This window comes from Knoellia sp. S7-12 (assembly GCF_040518285.1).
In the GTDB taxonomy this organism is placed as follows: domain Bacteria; phylum Actinomycetota; class Actinomycetes; order Actinomycetales; family Dermatophilaceae; genus Knoellia.
The window spans coordinates 1,616,213-1,639,312 of sequence record NZ_CP155449.1; the positions used below are offsets into that span (position 1 = coordinate 1,616,213).

Consider the following 23,100-nt stretch of genomic DNA (forward strand, 5'->3'; position numbering starts at 1 on the left):
ACATCCGCAACAACTCGTTCAGGGCCGAGTGGCGGAGGGGGACCCCGAACACGCGGGGACGCGAGCCTGTCTCGACCTCGATTGGTTTGCCGCCGACACCCTAAGCCCGGGGTGCTTCGGGTAGCGAGCTGGCTTCGGTGGCAACAAAGGCCGCAGAAATCCGAGACGTCATCTCCTCTGCTTCGCCTGGCCCGTAGGTGAAAAGGCCCGCATTGACCTTCGCACCCAGACGGCCCTCGGCGACAAGGCCTCTGAGCCCGTCCGGAGCCGTCCTTCGGCCGTCAAGGTCAGGGAAGAGTTGAGTGCACAGCATCTCGAAGACGTCGAGGCCGCCGAGGTCAGCGGTGCGGAAGGGGCCTGCAACGGCCCAGCGAGGTCCCAGGCTGTCTCTCACGATCGCGTCCAATTCCTCGACGCCGACAATGCCTCGTTCCACCAGAGCGAACGCCTCTCGCAGCAAAGCAGCCTGCAGTCGGTTCGCGACGAACCCAGGGCATTCCTGACTGAGGACCACGGGGCGCTTGCCGAGCGCCTGCATGAGCGTGACCATGTCTTGGACGAGTCCAGGCGAGGTGAGGGGGCCCGGCACCACTTCCACCAACGGGACCACGTCGGCTGGGTTGAAGAAGTGGGCGACCAAGAGGCGCTCGGGCACGGTGATCAGCGCCTGCAGCTCACTGGGCTGATAGGTCGAGGTATTTGATGCGATCGGTACAGCTTGGTTAGTGCTCGAGATCTCCCGGAGAACGGCGGCCTTGACGTCCAGCCGTTCGGTCACTGCCTCGACGACCAGGTCGGCTCCATCCATTGCTGGGCCGAGGTCCAGCGTGCGCGCTCGTTTACCCATCTCATCGGCTCCCTTCTGTTGTCAACCGGCCGGTTCTAGGTGCTTAGTGGGCTCGGTCTTTCGCAGCGCGGCTGTCGCGCGTAGCGTCCTTGGTGCGGGTCCGGGAAGTGGCTGATCCGAAGTGCCGGTGTGCGGGTGCGAGCCGGTCGCGCTGGATGTATGAGACGCCCCGCGTTGCCCTCCCGGGCCCGCCTCTTTGCCCGTGGCTTGGGCGGGTGAGGCATCGGCGACCAGCTGTCGATAGATGACGTCGGAGATCCTTCGCTTGAGGCAGCGCAGTGCCTCGAGGGGTTTCTTGCCCTCGGCGCGCTTGCGCCGGTAGTAGGTCCGCCCGTCGGTGTCGAGCCGGAGCTGGGTGATCGCGGCGATGTGGATCATGTGGTTGACCCGGCGGTTACCCGCTCGGGAGAGACGGTGCCGGTTGTTCTCCCCGGAGGAGGCGTCCAGCGGTGCGGTGCCGGTCCAGGACGCGAACCGGTTGCGGTCAGCGAACCGGGCGATGTCGCCGACGTCAGCCAGGACACGGGCGGCGACCACAGGTCCGATGCCGGGGATGTCCGTCAGGTGTGAGCCGCGGGCCTGGATGATCGCCTTCAGCTCGGCGGTGGCCTTCTTCATCTTGGCCTCGACCGCGACCAGTTCGGCGAGCTCCTCTGCTGCTATCCGGCGGCGGGTCTTGCCGGCGACGTCACGCGGGCGAACTGAGGCGAGCATGCGCTTGGCCTGACCGGTGGTGATGTCCTTCTTCGCCTGCCCGGGAAGCAATTCCGCGAGCAGGGCTTGGAGCCGATCGACGCTCTGGACCCGTCGCCGGGTCAACGCCTCACGGCGGTCCACGAGCAACCTGAGCGCCTCCAGCTCACCGTCGACCTGCAGCACCCGAAGGCCCGAAGTGCGCACCGCGACCATCGCGATCGAGTGTGCGTCGTGGGCATCGGTCTTGCGGTTGTGGCCGGTGTCGAAGAGCCGGACCCGGGCGGCGAGCTTGGCCGGGACGTCCACGACATGCTCCCCTGATTCCAGGAGCCGCTGCGCCAGGGGGCGTCCGACACCGTTGGCGCCCTCGACCGCCCACACCCGGTCCGGCCACGCCTTGGCGTAGGTTCGCATCGCGGTGTAGCCGGCCCGGTCGGTGGTGAACCGGCCCGAACCGAGACGCCGTTCATGATCGTTAACGACCTCGATCGTCGCCGACAGCTTGTGGGGATCGACCCCGATGACAACACGTTCCATGTGCCGCTCCTACCTTGCTCGTACCCGATGTGGACGGCGAGGTGGGCAGTGCTACTACGAGCAGGGCAGTCCCTTCTTGAGCCACGCCTCGTCACGGCGCCCGGCGGGCAGCAGTCCGATAGTGAGCCACACCGACAAAGCGGTGGGCAGCCCAATAGAGAGCGTCCCGCCGAGCACCTGGACCGAGTCTGGCCAGACGCCGGCCCTACCAGCAATCGTCTAGTAGCCCAGACTGTTGCGCAGACCTTCCACGGCGCATGAGGCAAGGGTGACGTCCGCGTCCACGAAGGTCACTGCAGCCCCGCCACGGGCGAACAGCCGACCGATCCTGCTACCCATGAGGCCAGCACCGACGATCACGATGTCGAGGTCCTTGATGGGTCTGCCGGTCAGAGCCACTGTGCGCAGCTGCTGTGAGGATGGAGGCGGACCACGACGAACATCACCGCGAGGTCACGCAGGTGAAGCTCGCGGCGTCATTGGGACTTCCGGTGCCGCTGTATCGCGGCCACGCCGGATACTGACACAGCGGTCTGGTTCGCCCGGCACCGGTGAGGCTGGCGTCCTTGACCACAGGACTGACGGGAGCCTTGCGGTTCTGCGACCACGTCTCGAGTGCCGTCAGCGAGTCCCAGCTGGCGGCGAACTGCGCGCCGCGGTTGACATGGTTGGCTCCGGGGACCACATAGAACCGAGCGAAGTCCGCGGTCTGTCGCGGCCCGACGACGTCGCGGACACGCTCGTAGTACTCCGCGGTGGAGCGGTGGCTGACCAGCTCGTCGGCTGCGCCGTGGAGGATCAGCAGCTTTCCGCCAGCGCGCGCGAATGGCCTGAGGTCGGCGTCGTTGACATCCTGCAGACCGCTCAGCTCACTGACCCGATGCTTCCACTTGCGTGGGTTCAGCGGGTCGACGGCGAGCGGATCGTGGGACGGATCCCGGGTGACGAAGTAGCGAACCCACTGGTCCCAGAACTGAACCCCGTAGCCGCTTGTCTTTGGCATGGGGTTGGCTGGCGCGGCCGATCCGAACCCGAGCAGCGGTGTGGACATCTTGGCTCCGGACAGGAAGGGGAAGCCCGGATATCCTCGTTCGCCGCTCTTCAGGTGGTACTTCCAGTGCAGGGGCGACGAGACCGCTCGCACAGCGGTGATCTGGGCATCCGAGAGACAGGCCGAACCAGCGTCGGCACCGAGGGGGCATCGCAGCGTCCGCGGGTCGAATTCACAACCGGGCTCGTTGGAGATGATGTTGTCGCTCAGACCATCGCGCGCGTCGCACGCACGCATGACGCTGGTGTGAAGGAGGGTCTGCTCGTTGGGCTCCAGAAACGCGCCGGGCTGGGACATCACCTTGGCGATGTGACCGAAGTACAGGTTCAGGCTCGCAGCGTTCCATGCAGGATAGACAGCGATGACTCCGTCAAAGTCCCGCGGCCATCGCTGCGCGACGGCGAGGGCCTCGCGTCCGCCGGTGGAGCCGCCGGCGAAGTACTTGTGCGCCGGCTCCCGTCCGTAGTGCACCGTGACCAGGTAGGCAGCGGCATCGTGGGTCTTCTTCAGGGCGTCACCCGCGAAGTTGCGCACCGCTTCGTCGTTGGCACCGAACGTGCCGTCGAGGGTGGTGGTAGGGACGAACGCCGGGTCCGCCTGATGTCCCGAGTCGCTGCCGAACGTGGCATATCCGCGTTGCAACGGGGTCGGTTGATCGGTCGGTCCGAAGAGAACGTTCCCGGCCACGTTGGGGATGGTGCCGTCGTAGCCGCCGCCTCCGAACATGAAGGCATTCCCGTTCCACGTCGTCGGCAGCGCCAGGCGGAGCCTGATGTCAGGTGCGGTGGCGTCGATCGGCGATATGGCCGCCTCCACCTCGCAGTAGGTCTGCGGCACGGTTCCCCCCAAGCTCTTCTCCTGGGCGGTAGTGACGCGGGCACCCGAGGTGGGCAACGAGATTCGGTGAGCCGATATCTCGGTATCGACCAAGGAAGAACACCGGGACCCGCTGTCCGTCAATTCGCCTGCGGCTCCCGAGGTCGCCCCAGCGACGGCAAACATCGCAGCCGCCGCCGTCAATGCGGCGCTGGTCCCCAGCAACATCCTCATCGATTTCTCCACTCCCGTGACCTGCCTGATGCGAGAAATCGTCGTCCGGTTGCGATCGCAGGTATATGGACCACGTCCCCATAATTGGGCCAGAATCGATGTTCCTCTGCCGCATACCGCACGGTCGCACCTCACGATCAACTCGGGATGACGAGTCGCCACGCAGAAAGGTCGGATTGACCATGGAAGGGGTCGCATTGACTTCGGAGTATCTGGCTCTCTTGCTGAACGACGCGGCACGGGAGGAACTGGAGGCCGTCGCCAGCCCAGCGCATGACCAACGCGTGCCAGCAGCTGACCTGGCTGAACTCCGGGAACAGCAGAGCCTTGCCCTCCTCTTGCACGAGCGGTTGGCCCGACATCGTTTCAATGAGTCAGCTCTGCAGTTGCTCAACGACTCCGCCAACGACCTGGCCACCCTGCGCGATCTCGAACAGATTCTGCAGGCCATCGTTGAGCGCGCTCGGCGCCTCGCGTCCTGCGACCTGGCATACATCAGCCTGAGTGACGAGAGTCGCGGGGACAGCTACATCAAGGCGGCGGTGGGCAACGTGTCCGAGGCGCTCCTCGAGCTTCGCCTTCCGGCGGGAACCGGTCTGGGTGGGCTGGTGTCACGTAGCGGCGAGCCGTCCACTACTGGCCACTATCTGGCCGACGACGCACTCGTGCACACCTCGGACATCGATGCGACGGTCGAGCTCGAGGGCATCCGTTCGCTGGTCGGTGTGCCACTGAAGCTAGAGAACGAGATCATCGGTGTGCTCATGGCGGCTCATCGCAACGAACGGACGTTCGCGGAGCAAGAAGTCAACATGCTCGAAATGCTGGGAGCGCACGCAGCCGTAGCGATTGACAACGCCCGCCTGCTCCAGCAGATCCAGAACCACAGCGACATGTTCGAACGAGCCGCTGAGATCCATGAGCGACTGACCCGGGTGGTCCTGAAGGGAGGAGGACTTGAGGAAGTGGTCGCTGCGACCGCCGACAGCCTTCGTGGTCCGGTCGTCCTGCTGGACGAGAACGGAAAGGTCGCGGCGAGAGCCGGTTACGGTGACATGCCTGACGAGAAACATCTCGCCATGGGTTGGCGCGACGCCAAGGCGTGCGGCGCCACGGTGTGGATCGACGCCCTGTGCCTTGTCCCGATGCTCACGGAAGCGGGCTTTCTTGGCGTCCTGGCACACCCTTTCGGCGGGGATGTCATCGAGACCGATCTGCGCATACTTGAACGTGCAGCCCTGGTTGCCTCGCTGGTCGAAGTGACTCGGCGCCGTTTGTCTGAGGCCGAGGCGCGTGTGCGGGGAGCGGTCTTGGAGGATCTCCTGGACTCAGAGACGGCAGATGTGGAGGACCTCGTCGAACGCGCGAGGCTCCTCGGTGTGGACATCACTGCCACGAACGTTGTGTTGGTGGCACGTGTGGAGCATGAACCGCGCGAGCGACTCTATGCCGCAGCCGCCGCGCTTGCCCGCCGAAGTTCGGGGCTCGTCGCGACCAAGGGGCAGGACGTCGTGGTCGTGCTGCCCGACGGACCCCAGGTTGTGTCGAACGTCGTACGTGACTTCAGGGGCGCTACTGGCGCCCCCGTGACGATCGGTCACGCGATCACCATGAACGCGGGCATGGTCAGGCCCGCCTATCGGGAGGCCTCACGCTGCGTCCAGGCATTGCTGAGGCTTGGGCGCATCGGAGACATCACCGAGGCGGCCGAGCTGGGATTCGTCGGGCTGCTTCTGGGAAACGAGCCGGACACTGCTGGTTTCACGAGGTCGATCCTCGGGCCCCTGATCGACTACGACCGCAAACGAAGGACTCAGCTGGTCAACACGCTGGAGGCCTACTGCGCATCCGGGTTCTCCAACATCCTGACTGCCGAAGCGCTTCACCTGCACCCCAACACGGTCCTGCAACGGTTCGACCGCATCGCTCGACTCCTGGGCGAAGACTGGCGTCAACCGGAGCGGCTCCTGGAGTGTCAGGTGGCATTGCGTGTCCTGCGGGTGGGATCTCAGTAGGGGCAGTGCGCGAGCGCTCGCAGTGCGTCGTACGTCCAGAGCGGACTGCGAGCGGTGGTCGTGAGTGGGACGGGAGCGCGGGCCTTCGCTGGAATGCCGACGGACTGGCCCGTCTCCGGCAAGACCGGGACTGCCGAGGTCTTCGGGAAGAGGGACACGGCGTGGTTCCTGTCCTATGCGCCGACGACCAAGCCCCGGTATGCCGTGTCAGTGGCCGTGAGTCAGGGCGGTCACGGCGGCGACACCGCCGCGCCGATCGCCCGCTCCTTCCACGAGGCGCTGCGCCTCCTTCCTCGCTGAGCGTCGACTCCGGCAGCAATACACCATCGGTGTGTATGGTTGGTGTATGACGCGAACGAACATTGAGATCGATGACGACCTGGTCGCTGAGGTGATCCGCAAGTACGCCTTGTCCTCGAAGCGAGAAGCCGTTGACCTTGCCCTGCGCAAGGCCGCCGGGTCGTCGATCACCCCCGACTTTGCCTGGAGCCTCAAAGGCATCGGCTGGGAGGGGGACCTCAACGAGATGAGGGGTGCGGAAGCTCAGGACGAGCCGCGAACTGAGACCTCGCATCGGTGAACGAACTCTTCGACACCTCTGTGTGGATCGAGTTCCTGCGAGGGACCGAATCGACTGCCTCCCGTTACGTCGGGTCACGACTCGTCTCCGATCCCTCGACGATTGCGATCACGGAGCCAGTGACCATGGAACTCCTGGCCGGCCCCACCAATGAACTGGCCCTCGTCAAGATCGCTCAACTCGTCGACAGTCTCGCTCTCGTCCGGATCGTCCCTGCTCTTGACTTCCCTGCCGCGGCGGCGCTTCATCGGGCGGCTCGTCAGAACGGCCGAACCGTCAGAAAACTCAACGACTGCCTGATCGCCGCGGTGGCGATCCGGACCGATTCGGTCCTCGTCCATCGCGATGCGGACTTCGATGTCGTGGCGTCCATCTCAGATCTGCGGACCCGGTCGTTCATCGAGCCGTAGGTGGCGGCCAACTCACCTTGGACGCAAGTGGCGGGGGAGCGCGACGGGAGCGGACGGCATACAACTAGTCTTGCCGTATGGCTGATTTTGATGTTGTCGTCCTCGGTGCCGGTCCCGGCGGATACGTCGCGGCGATCCGCGCCTCGCAGCTGGGCCTCAGGGCCGCTGTCGTGGAGTCCAAGTACTGGGGTGGCGTCTGCCTCAACGTCGGGTGCATCCCGTCCAAGGCGCTGATCAAGAACGCCGAGCTGGCGCACACCCTCCAGCACGACAAGGCAAAGTTCGGCATCGAGGGAGACGCGACGATGTCCTACGGCCCGACGCACAAGCGTTCGCGTCAGGTGTCCTCCGGCATCGTCAAGGGTGTCCACTTCCTCATGAAGAAGAACAAGATCGAGGAGATCGACGGCTGGGGCACGCTCACCAGCTCGACCTCGATGGATGTCGCGCTCAACTCGGGGGAGAAGCGCACCGTCACCTTCGACAAGCTGATCATCGCTGCTGGCGCCGTGACTCGCATGCTGCCCGGTGTGCAGGTGTCGCAGAACGTCGTCACCTATGAGGAGCAGATCCTCGACGAGAACCTGCCCGGGTCGATGGTCATCGCCGGCTCGGGTGCCATCGGTGTCGAGTTCGCCTACGTCATGAAGAACTTCGGCGTCGACGTCACGATCGTCGAGTTCCTGGAACGCATGGTGCCGACCGAGGACGCGGACGTGTCCAAGGAGCTGCTCAAGCACTACAAGAAGCTCGGGGTCAAGGTCCTGCTGTCAACCAAGGTCGAGGGGGTCGAGGACACGGGCTCCGGCGTCAAGGTCACGGTGTCGCCCGCCGCTGGCGGAGACTCCCAGGTCCTGGAGGCAGACAGGTTCCTCTCGGCGATCGGCTTCGCTCCGCGCACCGAGGGCTACGGGCTCGAGGCAGCCGGCGTCAAGCTCACCGACCGTGGCGCCATCGAGATCGACGACTTCTGCCGGACCAACGTCGACAACGTCTATGCCATTGGCGACTGCACCGCCAAGGTGATGCTCGCGCACGTGGCCGAAGCCCAGGGCATCGTCGCCGCCGAGACGATCGCGGGCGCTGAGACCATGCCGATCGAGTACGACTTCATCCCGCGAGCGACCTACTGCCACCCGCAGATCGGCTCGTTCGGCTACTCCGAGGCGCAGGCCAAGGAAAAGGGCTACGACGTCAAGACGGCGACGTTCCCGTTCAGCGCCAACGGCAAGGCGATGGGTCTCGGCGACGCTGTCGGCTTCGTCAAGATCGTGGCTGACGCCAAGCACAACGAGATCCTCGGCGCCCACATGATCGGCCCCGACGTCACCGAGCTGCTCCCGGTGCTCAACCTCGCGCAGAAGTGGGACCTCACCGCTGACGAGGTCGCCCGCAACGTCTTCGCGCACCCGACCCTGTCCGAGGCCGTCAAGGAGTCGGTCCACGGCATCGCCGGCCACATGATCAACCTCTAGCTGTACTGACCCGGGACGTTGGTTGAGTGATTGCGATCCGCTGATCTGATCAGTGGCGCGGGAAGGGCCTCCCGCGGTGGAGTGGAACTGCCAAGTCACCACTGCCACACACAGGAGGCCCTCATGTCCCACGCTAACGCTGCCCTGACGGTTCGTCACCGTCTTAAGGTTGCCCAACTTGTCGTCGATCAGGGCGTGCCGATCAGTGAGGTCGCGGCACGATTCCAATGTTCGTGGCCGACGGTGAAGCGGTGGGCTGACAGGTATGCCGCCGGTGAGCCGATGAGCGACCGCTCGAGCCGCCCGCACGTGATGCCGGCCAAGACCTGCGTGTCGACGACGAAGCGGATCGTGTCGTTGCGGCTGCGCAAGCGCCTGGGTCCGGTCCAGCTCGCTGCACACGTGGGTGTTGCACCCTCGACAGTGCACCGGGTGCTCACCAGGTGTCACCTGAACCGGTTGGCGCACGTCGATCGCGCCACCGGTGAGCCGGTGCGCCGCTACGAGCATGAGCATCCCGGGGACATGCTGCACGTGGACGTCAAGAAGTTCGGGAACATCCCCGACGGTGGCGGGTGGCGCTTCGTGGGCCGAGCTCAGGGCATGAAGAACCGGACAGCCACCCCGGGCAAACCGAAGAGCAAGAACCACAACCCGAAGATGGGCCACGCATTCGTGCACACCGTCATCGATGACCATTCCCGAGTCGCCTACGCCGAGATCCACGACAACGAGACCGCCGCCACCGCCACCGCCGTCCTGCGCCGAGCCGTCGCCTGGTACGTCGCCCGCGGCATCACCATCCGCAGAGTCCTGTCCGACAACGGGTCCCCGTACGTGTCACACCTGTGGCGGGACGTCTGCGCAGAGCTCGGCATCAAACACTCACGCACCCGGCCCCGCCGCCCACAGACCAACGGCAAGGTCGAACGCTTCCACCGCACCATGGCCGACGGATGGGGATACGCCCGCTGCTACACCTCAGAGACCGAACGACGCCAAGCTCTGCCAGCATGGCTCCACGAGTACAACCACCACCGACCCCACACCGCCTGCGGGAACAAGCCACCCAACACCCGCTTGATCAACCTGTCAGGTCAGTACATCTAGCTCAGCAACCCTGCGCTGCAGCACTTTCCGGTATGCCGTTCGCCCACCTGGGCGAGCGGCATACTGCGTTCATGGCTGCGTCCGAGATTGAGGCACCGAAGGGCAGGGCGCCGTGGCTCGCGCTGGGCCTCGTCGTGCTGGCGGTTGTCAGCATTGCCATTGCCATGGGTATCTCTTTCGCAAAGGGCGACGACCCGACGAATGTCGCTGTCTACGACGCGAATGGCGATGGGATGGATGCCTTGCTCACAGGGATTGTCGAGGTGACGCCTTCCTGCGTGAAGGTCTCCGTGGGTGACGAAGCCTGGACACCGGTGTTCCCGCGAGGGAGCACCCACATGGCCAATGACACTCTCGTGTGGGGCGGCCGGGAGTTCTTGTCGGGTGACCCGATCGAACTGGGCGGCGGGGAGGTCAGCCCTGATGGTGACTTGGTCATCCCGGCCGGATGTCCGCGCAGGCATCTGTGGTTGGTCGCGCCACGCTGAGGGGTGCGTGGAGGTGGTGCCGACGTGAATGGGAGCCTCGAAGCGTCGGGTCAGTTCATGCCGGAGCCGAGGTTGAGGATGTTGCCGTCGGGGTCCGTGAACCAGACGCTCTTGAAGGCGCCGTCGCCGGCGCTTGCGACTCCGTCGTTCCACTCCATGCCCTCGGCGTCGAAGGTCTGGAACGTCACGCCCTTCGAGCGCAGATCCGCCACGGCTGTGTCGAACGCGTCGCCGGGCAGCTCGAACATCATCGCCGTCGCCTTGTTCGTGCCGGCGAATTCGGACGTATAGACGAAGAAGGCGCTCGAGCCCGACTGGTAGGTGATGCCCTGATCCATCGTCTCGGTCCCTGGTTCGAAACCGAGGACCCCCTCATAGAAGTCGCGGGCACGCTGCAGGTCCGAGACTCCGAGGGTCGTGACAGGGGTGTGGTCGCCGATCATGACTTCTCCAAGGCGGACCAAACGACCTTCGCCAGGTCGGCCACCCCGAGCCTAGGAGCGAGGCCTGCCTTGGAGCAATGGGTCGATTCACCCCCCGTGGGGGTCCCGGTGGGCCAACCCGCAGCGCGAGGACCGGGCCAGGCAGTCAACCGCTGTGGAGCCAACAGCTAAGAGACCAACCGCCGGCGCGCTCTGCGACCGGACTTCATCGGCTCGACGTCACCCACTGGCGGGTTGATCTCTGCCCACACCGCGTCGAGCGAGAGGCCGAGGACTCCGGAGATGGCCGCGATTGTCGGGAAGGCCGGAGTACCCACGCGACCGGACTCGATCTTGCGGAGGGTCTCGGGTGAGAGGCCTGCGTCCAGGGCGGTGTCGAGCATTGGGCGATCGCCCCTGGCTCGACGCAGGAGGGCGCCGAGGCGCTGACCGCGCTCGATCTCGGCGGGGGTGAGTGGCAACCTGACCATGGCCGCACTCTAGCCGGGATAGTCTTACCGGGATAGTTATTGGACTGGGGCCGGGAGGCATTGCGTGATCGAGATCCTGAACGCCACCGAGTTGGAACGAGCCAGAGCCACCGGCGCCCTCGTCGCCGACATCCTGCAGTCGCTCAAAAGCCGCGCCACGGTCGGCACGAACCTGTTGGACATCGACTGGTGGGCCAAGGCCATGATCGTCGAGGCTGGTGCCGTGTCCTGCTACGTGGACTACGAACCGTCTTTCGGGAGAGGGCCGTTCGGCCACTACATCTGCACGTCGGTCAACGACGCCGTCCTCCACGGGCTCCCGCACGACTACATATTGGCGGACGGCGACCTGCTGTCGCTCGACCTCGCTGTCTCCCTGCGGGGCGTCGTGGCCGACTCCGCGATCAGCTTCGTGGTGGGCGACTCGGCGTCCCCGGAGGACGAGGCAATGATCGGAGCGACCGAGCGTGCGCTGGCCGCCGCGATCGCTGTGGCGGGCCCGGGTGCCCGCATCGGTGATCTCTCCCATGCCATCGGCTCGGTCCTCACCGGAGCGGGTTATGCGGTCAACACGCAGTTCGGCGGACATGGCGTCGGCTCGACGATGCACCAGGATCCGCACATCTCGAACACGGGGCGGCCCGGCCGTGGCTATCGACTCCGCCCAGGGCTTTTGCTGGCGATCGAGCCGTGGGTCATGGCCGGCACCGACGAGCTCGTCACGGACAACGACGGCTGGACCCTGCGCAGCGCCACCGGCTCCCGGACGGCACATAGCGAGCACACGATCGCCATCACCGACGACGGAGCCGAGATCCTCACGCTGCCGAGCAGGCGCGACTGAAGCAACACACTCGGGGGTTGCTCATCCAGCGGCCGCCGCGATCTGCGCGAAGTGGACCCGATTGGGGTGGTCGTGCCAGCGGGTCATACGCTTCCGCGATGACGTCGTTGGTGCTCCGCCGGGTGCGGATCGTTCCGGTCGGTGATGGTCCCGCTCCCACGGGAGAGGTCGACCTGCGCATCGTCGGTGATCGGGTTGTTGAGTTGGGGCCCGACCTGCGCCCTGACGCCGCCGATGAGGTGCTCGACGCCGAAGGCCGATGGCTCATCCCCGGCCTGTGGGACCAGCACGTCCACCTCGGACAGTGGGCCGCCACGGCGGGTCGGCTCGACCTCTCATCAACGACCAGCCCGGAGGACGCCGTCCGCCGCATCAGCGCCGAGGTCGGTGCTCGTCGCGGGGGAGCGCCCGGCACGGTGATCCAGGGTTTCGGTCACCGCGCGGCCGCCTGGGACCGCCAGCCAACGGTCGCCCAGCTCGACGCCGTCAGTGGCGACACCCCGGTCGTCCTCATCAGCGGCGACGCCCACCACGGCTGGCTCAACTCCGCAGCGTTGCGCCTGCTCGACGTCCCACCACGTGACGGCGTCATCGAGGAGAACGAGTGGTTCCCCGTCTTCGCCCGCCTCGACGAGGCGACGATGACCGCGGAAGGCAGGCGGACGGCATACGCCAAGGTTCTCGACGCTGCCGTGCATCGCGGAATCGTCGGCGTGCGCGAATTCGAGTGGGCTGACAACGCCACCGACTGGGCTGAGCGTTCCGACTCCGGTCTCGCCGTGGTCCGGGTGCGCACAGCGACGTATGCCGCCGGGCTGGCTGACACGATCGCCGCCGGTCGCCGCAGTGGTGATGTCCTCGACCGCGCCGGGCTCATCACCATGGGGCCGCTCAAGATCATCAGCGACGGGTCGCTCAACACACGCACGGCCTTCTGCCACGACCCCTACGTCGGCGACGACGTCCTCGAGTTCCCGCGAGGGCGCGCCAACAACTCACCCGAGGAGCTCGGCGAGCTGCTCGCCCGGGCGACGCAGAACGGCCTGGACGTCGCGGTGCACGCCATTGGCGACGCTGCGGTCGGGATCGCGCTGGATGCCTTCTCGCGCACCGGTGCTCGCGGAACGATTGAGCATGCCCAGCTGGTCGCTCCTGCCGACGTGACGCGCATGGCCGCGCTGGGTGTTGTCGCCAGCGTGCAGCCAGCTCACCTGCTCGACGACCGGGACGTCACCCATCAGTGCTGGCCCGATCGCGTCGACCGCTGCTTCGCCCTCCACTCGATGCTCGCAGCGGGTGTCACGCTCTCCCTGGGCTCCGATGCACCTGTCGCGCCGCTCGATCCGTGGGAGGCCATGGCGGCGGCAGTCCACCGCACCGCCGATGAGCGCGAGGAGTGGAACGCTGCCGAGACGATCACTGTCACGCAGGCGCTCGCGGCCAGCGTGGACCGAGCCCCGACCGTCGGCGTCGGCAGCCTGGCGGACTTCGCGCTCGTCGAGTCCGATCCCCGGGCTGCGGGGGAGTCGGGCGCCGAGGTCGCCGCGCACTTGCGGGCGATGGTCGTGGGCGCCACCGTCATCGGCGGTCAGGTCGCTCAGCGAAGTTACTGATCAGTTGGGACTAGGTCTGAATAGTCAGTGTGGCCACGATTTCTGTCCCTTGGGCGGACTTCTCAGAGTTCATCGCTCACGTGCACAGGCACCGCCCTAGCGTCCTTTCTGTCGCCATGTCATTGACGACTTGACAGCATTTCAGGGGTGCCGGATGACGAGGTCGCAGATCTTCGCAAGGCGATCGGTCATGATCGGCTGGGATGCTGGCTCATGGCTGCTCGCACTCCTGGGGTTCCTGCTGGTTCGGCACGAATTCTCGCTCAGTGAGCGGATGTGGGTCATCGCCTGGGCCTATGTCGTGGCGGCGATCGCGCTCCAGGTCATCGGTGGGTTCTGGACTCACCTCTACCTCGGTCGTTCCAAGGTCGGCAGCTTCGACGAGGTGACCTCGCTCGGCCAACTCGTCCTCGCGATCAGTGTCGTCCTCGGTTCGACCTTCTACATCGCTGCGCCACTGTTCTCTCGGGGCATCGCCTTCGTCATGCCGGCGCTGGCCTTCCTCTTCATGACCGCGGGCCGCTGGGTGTTCCGCATGTCCCGCACCCGTGGCCGTCGCAACGGCGAGGCAGCCGGGGTCCCGGCCCTCATCTTCGGTGCAGGCGACGCCGGCCACCAACTCGCGGCCCTCGTTGACAGCTCGCCGGACTCGCCCTACGCGATCGTCGGGTTCATCGATGACGACCCCAGGCTGCGGTTCCTGCGTGTTCGCGGCTATCGCATGCTCGGCCAGGGGAGCGACCTCGTGCGTGCGGCCCGCGCCACCGGTGCCCAGGTCGTCGTGCTCGCCATCAGCCAGGCAAGCCCGCAGCTCATCCAGAAGGTCTCTGACCACTGCACGGAGGCTGGCCTCGAACTCGTCGTCGTCCCGCCGCTGCGCGAGATGATCTCTGGTCGCCTGGAGCTCGACACCCTGCGCGCCTTCAACGTCGCCGACCTGCTCGGACGCCGCCCGATCGAGACCGATCTCTCCGGGATCGCGGAGCACATCACCGGCAAGGTCGTGCTCGTCACCGGGGCGGGCGGTTCCATCGGCTCCGAGCTCGCTCGACAGGTGCGACAGCTAGAGCCCGCCAAGCTCATCCTCCTCGACCGCGACGAGTCCGCCCTGCACGCGACCCAGCTTTCCATCGACGGCAACGGACTGCTCGACAGCGATGACACGGTCCTGTGCGACATCCGGGACAGGGACGCCGTGTGTGCGGTCTTCACCCGGCTCGCCCCCGAGGTCGTCTTCCATGCTGCCGCCCTCAAGCACTTGCCCATGCTCGAGCGCTTCCCCGAAGAGGGCTGGAAGACCAACGTCCTCGGCACGCTCAACGTCCTTGAGTGCGCTGCCACCAACGGTGTCGAGCACTTCGTCAACATCTCGACCGACAAGGCCGCCGACGCGACAAGCGTTCTGGGACAGACCAAACGCGTCGCGGAGCGACTCACTGCCTGGTATGCCGCCGAGTCCGGTCTGCACTTCCTCTCGGTGCGCTTTGGCAACGTGCTCGGTTCCCGTGGGTCCGTCCTCGACACCTTCCGTGCCCAGATCGACCGTGGTGGCCCGGTGACGGTCACCGACCCCGAGGTCAGCCGCTTCTTCATGACGATCCCCGAGGCGTGCGAGCTGGTGCTCCAGGCCTCGGCGATCGGTGACCCGGGCGACGTCCTCGTCCTCGACATGGGCGAGCCGGTGCGCATCATCGATGTGGCCCGTCGCCTCATCGAGGAGTCCGGCAAGGACGTGCAGGTCACGTTCACCGGCCTGCGTGAGGGGGAGAAGCTCCACGAGGTGCTCCTCAGTGCCGCAGAGAGCGGCAGCTTGACGGCGCACCCCCTCATCACGCAGGTGTCCGTCCCTCACGTCCAGCCGTCTGATGTGCTCGCCGGCCACCTTGACCGTCTCGACAACGTCGACTTCGAACGACTCGGTGCCTCCGCACCGAATCGCCGCACCACCACCGGGAGGGGATCTCGATGACCACGTTCACGAAGCCCTTGACCTCATTTGCTCCGGCCTTCCCAGCGCTGCCGGGTGGGGTTCGCCTCGCGGTTGTCGGCCTCGGTTACGTCGGGCTGCCGCTCGCGGTCGAGTTCGGCAAGACGATGGACGTCGTCGGATTCGACATCAACGGAGCTCGCGTCAAGGAGCTGAGCGCCGGCACCGACTTCACCCTTGAGGTCAGTGACGAGGAGCTCGCTACCGCGACCGGATTGACCTTCACCGAGGACCCGTCGGACATCGCGCGCTGCAACGTCTTCATCGTCACGACGCCGACGCCGATCGACACCGCGAAACAGCCGGACCTGACACCGGTCCTCTCCGCGACCGAGACCATCGCCAGGGTCCTGCTGCCCGGCGACGTCGTCATCTACGAATCCACGGTCTACCCCGGCGCGACCGAGGAGCAGTGTGTGCCGGTCCTCGAGGACCTGTCCGGGCTCCTGCTCAACGTCGACTTCTTCGTCGGCTACAGCCCCGAGCGGATCAACCCCGGCGACAAGGAGCACCGCCTTCCGACGATCGTCAAGGTGACCTCCGGGTCGACGCCCGAGGCCGCGGACTTCGTCGATGATCTCTATCGCTCGATCATCACCGCCGGCACGCACCGGGCGTCCTCGATCCGCGTCGCCGAGGCGGCAAAAGTCATCGAGAACACGCAGCGTGACGTCAACATCGCCTTGATCAACGAGCTCGCCATCCTCTTCAACCGGTTGGACATCGACACCGAGGAGGTGCTGCAGGCGGCCGGCTCCAAGTGGAACTTCCTCGGATTCCGCCCCGGTCTAGTCGGCGGCCACTGCATCGGCGTTGACCCCTACTACCTCACCCACAAGGCGCAGGCCGTGGGCTACCACCCGGAGATCATCCTGGCCGGGCGTCGCCTCAACGACCAGATGGGTTCCTACGTCGCCTCGCAGCTCGTGAAGCGCATGACGAAGGAGGGCATCCCGGTGCGAGGTGCACGCGTGCTCGTCCTGGGGCTCACCTTCAAGGAGAACACCCCCGACCTGCGCAATTCGCACGTCGTCGACATCCTCACCGAGCTCGCTGAGTACGACATCGCCGTTGACGTCCACGACCCCTGGGCGCGCCCCGAGGAGGCGAACCGGCACTACGGCATCGACCTCGTGCAGAACCCCGAAGCTGGTTCGTATGCCGCGGTCGTCATCGCCGTGGCGCACCGGGAGTTCGTCGAAATGGGCGCCAAGCAGATCCGCGCCTTCGGCGACCCGAACGGCCACGTGCTCTATGACCTCAAGTACATCCTCGACAAGTCCGACTCAGATCTCCGTCTGTGATGGGAAATGATGTGGAGAGACATTCCTATTTGGTGACGGGCGCTGCAGGGTTCATTGGACATGCGGTCTGCCTGCGACTTCTTGCCGATGGCTATGCGGTCGTTGGCGTGGACAGCCTGAATGACTATTACGATGTTAGTCTGAAGCAGGCTAGGTTGCGGTTGATTGTTGACGACCCTAATTTCACCTTCGTGCAAGCTGACGTTGCCGAGCACAGCGAAATTTTCGAGGTATTCGAACAAGGCTCACCCTCACACGTGATCCATTTGGCTGCCCAAGCCGGGGTGCGCTATTCACTGGAGAACCCGAACGCTTATCTGCAAAGCAACCTCATTGGTTTCTTCAATATTCTTGAGTGCTGTCGCCACTTCGGTATCGAGCATCTCGTTTACGCATCATCTAGTTCGGTCTACGGCCGCAATGTGAAGACCCCATTCGAAGAAGGGGATCGCGTCGATTGCCCTGTCTCACTCTATGCGGCCACAAAGAGATCAAACGAACTCCTGGCCTATGCATATAGTTGTAGTCATTCTCTCCCCGCCACAGGTTTGCGCTTCTTTACGGTCTATGGGCCGTTGGGGCGACCTGACATGGCTTACTTCGGATTCACGGACCGGTACTTTGCCGGCAAGCCAATCACCATATTCAACAATGGGGATGTTATCCAAGACCTTTACCGAGATTTCACGTATATAGACGATGTCGTCGACGGGGTTGTGGCTGTTTCCACCCATATTCCTGGGGGTGAGGTGCCTCACGCGCTCTTCAACATCGGAAACGAAAGCCCTGTTCGCCTGATGGACTTTATCGCAACCCTTGAAAAGGCGTTGTCCAATTCATTGGGACGCCCGATTGAGTTCGACAAGGTGTTCGAAGGGCTCGTTGCCGGTGACGTGCCGGCAACGTATGCATCGACGGACAAACTGGAGCAAGCTGTGGGTTTCCGTCCAACTACGCCACTTGCCGAAGGTCTCCGGCGATTCACTGACTGGTACGTTGCCTACAACGGGGTCTCATGACGCGGCGGTATCGAGGCGTCGCTCTGATGGTGATCTGACCTGAAAGAGCCAAGATCCGAGATCGCCAGGGGTCCTGGGCACGCCGTGTGAGTGTTGTCGGGCACGGTCTGACTCGTCGATTTAGGGTACTGATTCGCCAGTTTCACCTAGAGTGTTCGTAACTGCCTCGGGCTTGGGGTATGGGTGCGGTTGCAGAGATCGGCAGAGCGAACTAGGGAGCATCAATCTTGTCAGGCAGGGAGTGGGGCCGAATTGCACGGCACAGCATTCCGTATCACGTCAAAAACGGGACGCTACTCAAACGAGTCAGGCGTGAAGTCCGGCCTCGAGTGATGTCGGCTGATCCTGAAGGCGCTGGGGGAACGCACAGTTCGAGGCGGCTCAATGCTATCTACGCAGGAATGCCGAACTGTAGCGGGTACCTCGAAATAGGCGTGGACTGGGGCGATACTTTCGAGGGCGTTCGTGTTCCGTTCCGATGGGGCGTGGATCCCTATCCGAACTTCAATCTGCGCAGGCTGCCGGCCGGCGCCCGGTTCAGTCCCATGGCATCGGACGACTTCTTCCGTGGGCTCCCTCCGCAGCACTCCTTTGACCTTGTTTTTGTGGACGGTCTCCACGAGTGGAGACAGACATACCGGGACGTCATGGCTTCCCTGCTTCACATTCCACCGCATGGTGTCATTGTTCTCGACGACGTCGTGCCTGACGATGAGTTCGCTTCCCTGCCCGATCAGTCTTTGGCCCTCGAGCTTCGTCGGGCTGCGGGCAACTTCAGCACCCGATGGCAGGGCGACGTCTACAAGGTGCTCTTGGCCATTCTGGAGACCCACCCCGAGATCGAATTTCGTGTTATCGACGGACCGCATGCCCAAGCGGTGCTGTGGAGGCGGGACTCATCCACTGTCGCTCCAGACGGGCAAGTGGAGGAGCGCTTGTCAGTGATCGATGCACTCAAGTATGCCGATGTGTTCGTGGAGGGGAATACTCCTGAGGCCTTTCGAGTCGTTGGCGAGACCGAAGCGATAGAGACCGCTCTGGCGGTGAGTCAAGCCACATGGAAACGCCGGAACACTGGGCCTTAGACGAAGTCTCGACTGCGCAGGTGCCGCCAGCTTGAACACATCAGGGTCGAACGCACCTGGGCGACGGTCATCAGTCGATCGCCTCGCGGAGATCGGCATGGAGCATGACATGACTGCGGCCAAATTGAGTCAAGGAACACTGGAGGCGTGATGCGACACAGCAGATCTGACGAGTTCGACCATGCGCTTAGTTCGGCTTCCACGCCAGGCTCGCACTGGAGTGAATTCGCCGACGATCCCAATGCAGCCGCAGCGCTGTCGCACCGGGCAGCGACACTGCGCGCCGCTTGGCGTCCTCAGATCCCTGATCGATCTGAGTTCATCCTTGAGCGAGCACGCGGTCGACGTGTCCTTGACATCGGCTGTGTCGCACATGACATCGAGCGGATGAGGGCACCCCAGTGGCTGCACAGGCGTATCGCCGGGGTCGCCAGCAGTTGTTTGGGAGTTGATGTCCTCCCCGACGGGATAGAGCACATGCGAAAGCTCGGCTTCGAGGCGGTGTGCCACGACCTCTCGACAGGGCCAGGTCCGATCGAAGGTATGGGCAAGTTTGACGTTATTGTTGCGGGGGAACTCATTGAGCACGTTCCGTCCATGGACATGCTGTTTGAATCAGGTAAACAGCTTTTGGCCGACGACGGCGAACTGATCGTCACAACCCCCAATCCCTGGGCGCCGCACCGGGTTCGTGCCGGTCAACGAGGTGAGTGTTGGGAGAATGCGGACCACATCCTCTTCGCGTTCCCTAGCGGGATGGCGGAATTGGCGGATCGCCACGGTCTCGTGTTGTCGGAAGCGGCCACTACGACGCCGGAGCCCTTGGTTCCAAGCAAGCCTCGTGAGTTCGCCAAAGAGGTGCGTCGTCGTCTCCTCGGTCGGGCGTGGGTTCGTAGTGGATTCGCAACCAAGGGCACCCCGCGTACGCTGTCGGTTCCGGCGCGAGGTAAACTCCGGCGGACACTGCGACTTCCGGGACGTCCGTTCGTTGGTGAGACGTTCGTCTACGTGTTGCGTCCCCCTAAGGCATGAGAATGAGCGTCGAGCAACTTCACTTTCGGGCTTTTTGGGGGAGGCGGCGATGGGCATGACTGTTCCTCACCGCCGAGTTGGTGGAAGTGTGATCCGTTCACTGACTCAAGGGCACCGTCGTTTGATCAGTGTTCTGGGTGTCGTCAGCTTTGTTGGTGCTCTGACCGAGGCCGCCTTCCTCGTCCTCATCACCACAAGTCTTGTCGGGCTGGCCAACGGGCGCAATGAGACTGGGCCGGTACTGGGTGGGATGACTCTCACGATTCCGAGTGCTCTGGGCTTGGGGGCCGCAGCGGTCACGGTGAGGCTCCTGCTCAGCGTGGCGAGCGTGCGGATGTCCTCTGCCCTGACCACCGAGGTGGGTGTGGCATTACGTCATCGTCTGGCTCGCTCGTACTTCCGTGCGAGTTGGCCCATGCATCAATCAGAGCCTGCGGGCAGGCTTCAAGAGCTGTTGACCTCGTTTGTGTCGCGCGTGTCAATGGCTGTGGTCGCTATCACGCAAGGCCTGATCGCGCTCCTCAGCCTCTTGGCGCTGCTAGGTACGGGGTTCATCGTCCAACCTCTGGCGACTGTGGCCATGCTGGTCGCGCTCTCATTGTTCGCCTTCGTGCTGATACCGCTCCGGCGCCGCATACGCGCGCGCGCAAGGTTTTGGGCGCGCTCGAATGTCGAGTTCGCCAGTAGCGTCTCTGAGCTTTCCTCGCTGGGACAGGAGTTGCACACGTTCGGCGTACAAGGCGAGGTGAACAAAAGGGTGGAGGCGCTGACGGTCAGTAACGCGGAGGAGCAGAGGGCAGTTCAGACACTCAATGGGTTGTTGACCCCTCTGTACACATCCCTGGCCTACATCGCCATCATGGCCGGCCTCGCAGGTCTGAGCGCAATCGGTGTTGGTGATGTTGCTGCAGTGGGTGCGGTGATGTTGTTGCTCCTTCGATCGCTGACCTACGGCCAGCAGTTGCTTGCCGTCGCAGGACAGCTCGCGAGCAGCGTTCCATTCGTGGAGGGCCTTGAAGAGGCCACCGTCCGCTACGAAACTCACCAGGCGCTTGGCGGGAAACTCACGCCTCATGCTGCAGCCCCTCTCGAGCTCGACTCCGTGACGTTCGCATACACGGACGACCGAGAGCCCGCGCTCAAGGACGTCTCTCTCACTATCGGTCGTGGCGAGACGGTGGGCGTCATTGGCCCGTCTGGCTCAGGCAAGTCGACGCTTGCCCAGCTCATTCTCGGACTTCGCAAGCCACTCACCGGCGCAGTTCGGGCCGGTGGTGCGGATCTCCTCGAAGTCGATCGAGAGTGGTGGGCGCAGCATGTGTCCTACGTCCCCCAAGACCCCATACTTATCACCGGAAGCGTCGCCGAAAACATCAGGTTCTTTCGTGACGGAATTGGAGACGCCGCGCTGGCCGACGCAGCCCGTCGCGCCAATATTCTCGCCGACATCGAGGCGCTTCCTCGAGGATTCGAAACACATCTAGGTGAGCGCGGTAACCGACTGTCGGGTGGACAGAGGCAACGATTGTCGATCGCGCGGGCACTCGTCGGGCAACCCGACCTGCTCGTTTTGGACGAGCCGACCTCGGCGCTTGATGGACAGAGCGAGATGCTCATCCGTGACACTCTTGCGGACCTTCACGGCAGCGTGTCCATGGTTATCATCGCCCATCGGATGTCAACACTGAACTTGTGCGACCGGATCGTCGTGATCGAGCGCGGACGTGTGACCGCTGACGAACACCCTGAAGTTTTGCGGATGCGGAGTGACTTCTACCGACGAGCCCTGGCGGTGGCAGGCATGTCTTGAGGAGGTGACAGCCGGGAGCGATGCCCCCCGGGGAACAGTCAGATAGTCGCAGCTAATCATCGGCTCCGAGGTGTGCGTTCCTCCGCCAAACAGTGGCGATCTCTGGATGGTGCTCAGCAAGTGCGGCGTCGAACATCACGCGTGCGTCGCTGTGACCACGTCCTTGGGTGGCGTACAGGTTGTGATAAACGAGGTTCCCGAAGACCGCTCCCGCCAAGCCCGGACCGCGGACCGAGGTGGGCTCAAAGAAGTGCAGAGCAGAACTCGTCCCATGAAACTTGATGATCGCTCGCTGGCTGAGTGCCTCACCCACGTCCATGAAGAGTGGAGCCGGTTTGCCAACCCGTTTCATGTAGCCAACGGGACGGAAGGTGAGGCCTAGTTCGTGCAGCAACTTGGTACGGGTGACCAAGAAGCTGGGGTGGACAAAGTTGCGGTGGAGGCGAGCTCCGGCGATGCGCGGTCCAGCGTCCAGAGCACTGATGCTTGCTTCGATCCACCTGGGTGAAACAGGGAACGCATCCACGTCCAACACCGCCACGAACTCCGTGTCGATTCTGGGAATCGCAAGGTCCAGAGCCAGGCCATGGCCCACATTGACAGGTAGCTCAAGCGAGCCAACGCCTGCCCGTTCCCGAAGGAACTCCCGGGATCCATCGGTGGAAGCGTTGTCCACCACCAGAATCTCTGTCCCTTTAGGCGACATCGACTCCACGACATCCAGCATCGGGCCCAAGAAGTACATGGAGTTCCAGTTGACCGTGACGACCGTGAGGCCAGCCCTGTATTTAGCGGGGGGGCGAAGTCGCAACGATGCAGCGGTCGCAGCCCCAATCGTACGGATTCCTCTGAGCTTGAGCGACGAAAGCAAGCCTGCTGGCGTTCGGTTCATCGACGCCCCCGAACCAACGCAGCACTCTCCATGTCGCAATACTGACAGATCAACCGGGCGTAGGTTCACGCTTCCACGTGACGATGAGGCCGCTCTTATGTTTGCACCGGGCGCCGAGTCGCGCCACGACTTCCCTCACCGCCAGACGGCGTAAGCCATCACTCACGCTCCGGCGATAGGGTGGAGTCTCTCTTGACTGCGCGGCCGAACTGAGGACACATGAGGAAATACGTTCTGCGTGTACAGAGCTCGGCTCGTCGTGCCGCCAAGGCGATTCTGAGGGCCAGTCTCCAGCCGACAATCCAAGAGAAGTATCCGCAGTTCGACATTGGGCGTGGGACC

21 protein-coding genes and 1 pseudogene are annotated in these 23,100 nt (G+C 64.2%); 15 read left to right on the forward strand and 7 right to left on the reverse strand.

The window, feature by feature from the left end:
- Nucleotides 1-100: 100 nt before the first annotated feature.
- The 4 genes from V6K52_RS07830 to V6K52_RS07845 form a co-directional block, all read right to left on the reverse strand.
- Entirely contained in the window at nucleotides 101-847 is a 747-nt protein-coding gene (locus tag V6K52_RS07830) for a 3-hydroxyacyl-CoA dehydrogenase NAD-binding domain-containing protein (protein ID WP_353953311.1), read from the reverse strand.
- Between the two features lie 21 nt (nucleotides 848-868).
- A complete protein-coding gene (locus V6K52_RS07835; RefSeq protein WP_353950462.1) occupies nucleotides 869-2,080 on the reverse strand; it encodes an IS110 family transposase in 1,212 nt (403 codons plus the stop codon).
- Between the two features lie 219 nt (nucleotides 2,081-2,299).
- The gene (locus tag V6K52_RS07840) at nucleotides 2,300-2,479 is read right to left on the reverse strand and encodes a 3-hydroxyacyl-CoA dehydrogenase NAD-binding domain-containing protein (protein WP_353953312.1); all 180 of its coding nucleotides are present in this window, start codon (nucleotides 2,477-2,479) and stop codon (nucleotides 2,300-2,302) included.
- A gap of 43 nt (nucleotides 2,480-2,522) precedes the next feature.
- Nucleotides 2,523-3,980, reverse strand: coding sequence for a tannase/feruloyl esterase family alpha/beta hydrolase (locus V6K52_RS07845; RefSeq protein WP_353953313.1), 1,458 nt, complete (start codon nucleotides 3,978-3,980; stop codon nucleotides 2,523-2,525).
- Nucleotides 3,981-4,363: 383 nt separating this feature from the next.
- Between V6K52_RS07845 and V6K52_RS07850 the strand changes: the two genes are divergently transcribed.
- The 7 genes and pseudogenes from V6K52_RS07850 to V6K52_RS07880 all read left to right on the forward strand — a co-directional run bounded on the left by V6K52_RS07850 (nucleotide 4,364) and on the right by V6K52_RS07880 (nucleotide 10,259).
- Complete coding sequence (locus tag V6K52_RS07850; protein WP_353953314.1) at nucleotides 4,364-6,196, forward strand: GAF domain-containing protein; 1,833 nt, start codon at nucleotides 4,364-4,366, stop codon at nucleotides 6,194-6,196.
- A gap of 24 nt (nucleotides 6,197-6,220) precedes the next feature.
- Nucleotides 6,221-6,496 (forward strand): annotated as a pseudogene (locus V6K52_RS07855) (penicillin-binding transpeptidase domain-containing protein); the annotation flags it as partial.
- 46 nt (nucleotides 6,497-6,542) lie between these two features.
- Nucleotides 6,543-6,776, forward strand: a complete 234-nt coding sequence (locus V6K52_RS07860) for a type II toxin-antitoxin system VapB family antitoxin (protein ID WP_353953315.1) — start codon at nucleotides 6,543-6,545, stop codon at nucleotides 6,774-6,776.
- Nucleotides 6,773-7,186: a PIN domain nuclease gene (locus V6K52_RS07865; protein ID WP_353953316.1), complete on the forward strand. Its 414-nt coding sequence runs from the start codon at nucleotides 6,773-6,775 to the stop codon at nucleotides 7,184-7,186. The genes V6K52_RS07860 and V6K52_RS07865 overlap by 4 nt, the downstream gene beginning before the upstream one ends.
- A 77-nt stretch (nucleotides 7,187-7,263) precedes the next feature.
- Nucleotides 7,264-8,661, forward strand: coding sequence for a dihydrolipoyl dehydrogenase (lpdA, locus tag V6K52_RS07870; RefSeq protein ID WP_353953317.1), 1,398 nt, complete (start codon nucleotides 7,264-7,266; stop codon nucleotides 8,659-8,661).
- A 123-nt stretch (nucleotides 8,662-8,784) separates the two neighbouring features.
- A complete protein-coding gene (locus V6K52_RS07875) occupies nucleotides 8,785-9,771 on the forward strand; it encodes an IS481 family transposase (RefSeq protein ID WP_353951725.1) in 987 nt (328 codons plus the stop codon).
- A 71-nt stretch (nucleotides 9,772-9,842) separates the two neighbouring features.
- On the forward strand, nucleotides 9,843-10,259 hold the full coding sequence (locus V6K52_RS07880) for a dihydrolipoamide dehydrogenase (protein WP_353953318.1): 417 nt from the start codon (nucleotides 9,843-9,845) through the stop codon (nucleotides 10,257-10,259).
- A gap of 50 nt (nucleotides 10,260-10,309) precedes the next feature.
- On the opposite strand, the gene V6K52_RS07885 is transcribed toward V6K52_RS07880, so the two are convergent.
- Together V6K52_RS07885 and V6K52_RS07890 are read right to left on the reverse strand one after the other, a co-directional pair.
- Nucleotides 10,310-10,702, reverse strand: a complete 393-nt coding sequence (locus tag V6K52_RS07885; protein WP_353953319.1) for a VOC family protein — start codon at nucleotides 10,700-10,702, stop codon at nucleotides 10,310-10,312.
- A gap of 167 nt (nucleotides 10,703-10,869) precedes the next feature.
- The gene (locus V6K52_RS07890; protein WP_353953320.1) at nucleotides 10,870-11,172 is read right to left on the reverse strand and encodes a helix-turn-helix transcriptional regulator; all 303 of its coding nucleotides are present in this window, start codon (nucleotides 11,170-11,172) and stop codon (nucleotides 10,870-10,872) included.
- A gap of 64 nt (nucleotides 11,173-11,236) precedes the next feature.
- Between V6K52_RS07890 and map the strand changes: the two genes are divergently transcribed.
- The 8 genes from map to V6K52_RS07930 all read left to right on the forward strand — a co-directional run bounded on the left by map (nucleotide 11,237) and on the right by V6K52_RS07930 (nucleotide 21,866).
- Entirely contained in the window at nucleotides 11,237-12,016 is a 780-nt protein-coding gene (gene map, locus V6K52_RS07895) for a type I methionyl aminopeptidase (RefSeq protein ID WP_353953321.1), read from the forward strand.
- Between the two features lie 98 nt (nucleotides 12,017-12,114).
- A complete protein-coding gene (locus V6K52_RS07900) occupies nucleotides 12,115-13,629 on the forward strand; it encodes an amidohydrolase family protein (RefSeq protein ID WP_353953322.1) in 1,515 nt (504 codons plus the stop codon).
- 190 nt (nucleotides 13,630-13,819) lie between these two features.
- The gene (locus V6K52_RS07905; protein WP_353953323.1) at nucleotides 13,820-15,598 is read left to right on the forward strand and encodes a nucleoside-diphosphate sugar epimerase/dehydratase; all 1,779 of its coding nucleotides are present in this window, start codon (nucleotides 13,820-13,822) and stop codon (nucleotides 15,596-15,598) included.
- The gene (gene tviB, locus V6K52_RS07910; protein WP_353953324.1) at nucleotides 15,595-16,920 is read left to right on the forward strand and encodes a Vi polysaccharide biosynthesis UDP-N-acetylglucosamine C-6 dehydrogenase TviB; all 1,326 of its coding nucleotides are present in this window, start codon (nucleotides 15,595-15,597) and stop codon (nucleotides 16,918-16,920) included. The genes V6K52_RS07905 and tviB overlap by 4 nt, the downstream gene beginning before the upstream one ends.
- Nucleotides 16,921-16,952: 32 nt before the next feature.
- The gene (locus V6K52_RS07915) at nucleotides 16,953-17,939 is read left to right on the forward strand and encodes an NAD-dependent epimerase/dehydratase family protein (RefSeq protein ID WP_353953325.1); all 987 of its coding nucleotides are present in this window, start codon (nucleotides 16,953-16,955) and stop codon (nucleotides 17,937-17,939) included.
- Between the two features lie 401 nt (nucleotides 17,940-18,340).
- Nucleotides 18,341-19,024 (forward strand): class I SAM-dependent methyltransferase, encoded by a 684-nt coding sequence (locus V6K52_RS07920; protein WP_353953741.1) that lies wholly within the window; start codon nucleotides 18,341-18,343, stop codon nucleotides 19,022-19,024.
- A 150-nt stretch (nucleotides 19,025-19,174) separates the two neighbouring features.
- Nucleotides 19,175-20,056: a class I SAM-dependent methyltransferase gene (locus V6K52_RS07925; protein WP_353953742.1), complete on the forward strand. Its 882-nt coding sequence runs from the start codon at nucleotides 19,175-19,177 to the stop codon at nucleotides 20,054-20,056.
- An 88-nt stretch (nucleotides 20,057-20,144) separates the two neighbouring features.
- Nucleotides 20,145-21,866, forward strand: a complete 1,722-nt coding sequence (locus V6K52_RS07930; protein ID WP_353953326.1) for an ABC transporter ATP-binding protein — start codon at nucleotides 20,145-20,147, stop codon at nucleotides 21,864-21,866.
- Nucleotides 21,867-21,918: 52 nt separating this feature from the next.
- Here V6K52_RS07930 and V6K52_RS07935 read toward each other — a convergent pair whose 3' ends face one another.
- Nucleotides 21,919-22,758, reverse strand: a complete 840-nt coding sequence (locus V6K52_RS07935) for a glycosyltransferase (protein WP_353953327.1) — start codon at nucleotides 22,756-22,758, stop codon at nucleotides 21,919-21,921.
- Between the last annotated feature and the right edge of the window lie 342 nt (nucleotides 22,759-23,100).

Bases quoted from the DNA above. Each gene is read 5' to 3' on its own strand.
- V6K52_RS07830 (WP_353953311.1), bottom strand. From the start codon at position 847: ATGGGTAAACGAGCGCGCACGCTGGACCTCGGCCCAGCAATGGATGGA.
- V6K52_RS07835 (WP_353950462.1), bottom strand. From the start codon at position 2,080: ATGGAACGTGTTGTCATCGGGGTCGATCCCCACAAGCTGTCGGCGACG.
- V6K52_RS07850 (WP_353953314.1), top strand. From the start codon at position 4,364: ATGGAAGGGGTCGCATTGACTTCGGAGTATCTGGCTCTCTTGCTGAAC.
- V6K52_RS07860 (WP_353953315.1), top strand. From the start codon at position 6,543: ATGACGCGAACGAACATTGAGATCGATGACGACCTGGTCGCTGAGGTG.
- lpdA (WP_353953317.1), top strand. From the start codon at position 7,264: ATGGCTGATTTTGATGTTGTCGTCCTCGGTGCCGGTCCCGGCGGATAC.
- V6K52_RS07875 (WP_353951725.1), top strand. From the start codon at position 8,785: ATGTCCCACGCTAACGCTGCCCTGACGGTTCGTCACCGTCTTAAGGTT.
- V6K52_RS07880 (WP_353953318.1), top strand. From the start codon at position 9,843: ATGGCTGCGTCCGAGATTGAGGCACCGAAGGGCAGGGCGCCGTGGCTC.
- V6K52_RS07885 (WP_353953319.1), bottom strand. From the start codon at position 10,702: ATGATCGGCGACCACACCCCTGTCACGACCCTCGGAGTCTCGGACCTG.
- V6K52_RS07890 (WP_353953320.1), bottom strand. From the start codon at position 11,172: ATGGTCAGGTTGCCACTCACCCCCGCCGAGATCGAGCGCGGTCAGCGC.
- V6K52_RS07900 (WP_353953322.1), top strand. From the start codon at position 12,115: ATGACGTCGTTGGTGCTCCGCCGGGTGCGGATCGTTCCGGTCGGTGAT.
- V6K52_RS07905 (WP_353953323.1), top strand. From the start codon at position 13,820: ATGATCGGCTGGGATGCTGGCTCATGGCTGCTCGCACTCCTGGGGTTC.
- tviB (WP_353953324.1), top strand. From the start codon at position 15,595: ATGACCACGTTCACGAAGCCCTTGACCTCATTTGCTCCGGCCTTCCCA.
- V6K52_RS07920 (WP_353953741.1), top strand. From the start codon at position 18,341: ATGCCGAACTGTAGCGGGTACCTCGAAATAGGCGTGGACTGGGGCGAT.
- V6K52_RS07925 (WP_353953742.1), top strand. From the start codon at position 19,175: ATGCGACACAGCAGATCTGACGAGTTCGACCATGCGCTTAGTTCGGCT.
- V6K52_RS07935 (WP_353953327.1), bottom strand. From the start codon at position 22,758: ATGAACCGAACGCCAGCAGGCTTGCTTTCGTCGCTCAAGCTCAGAGGA.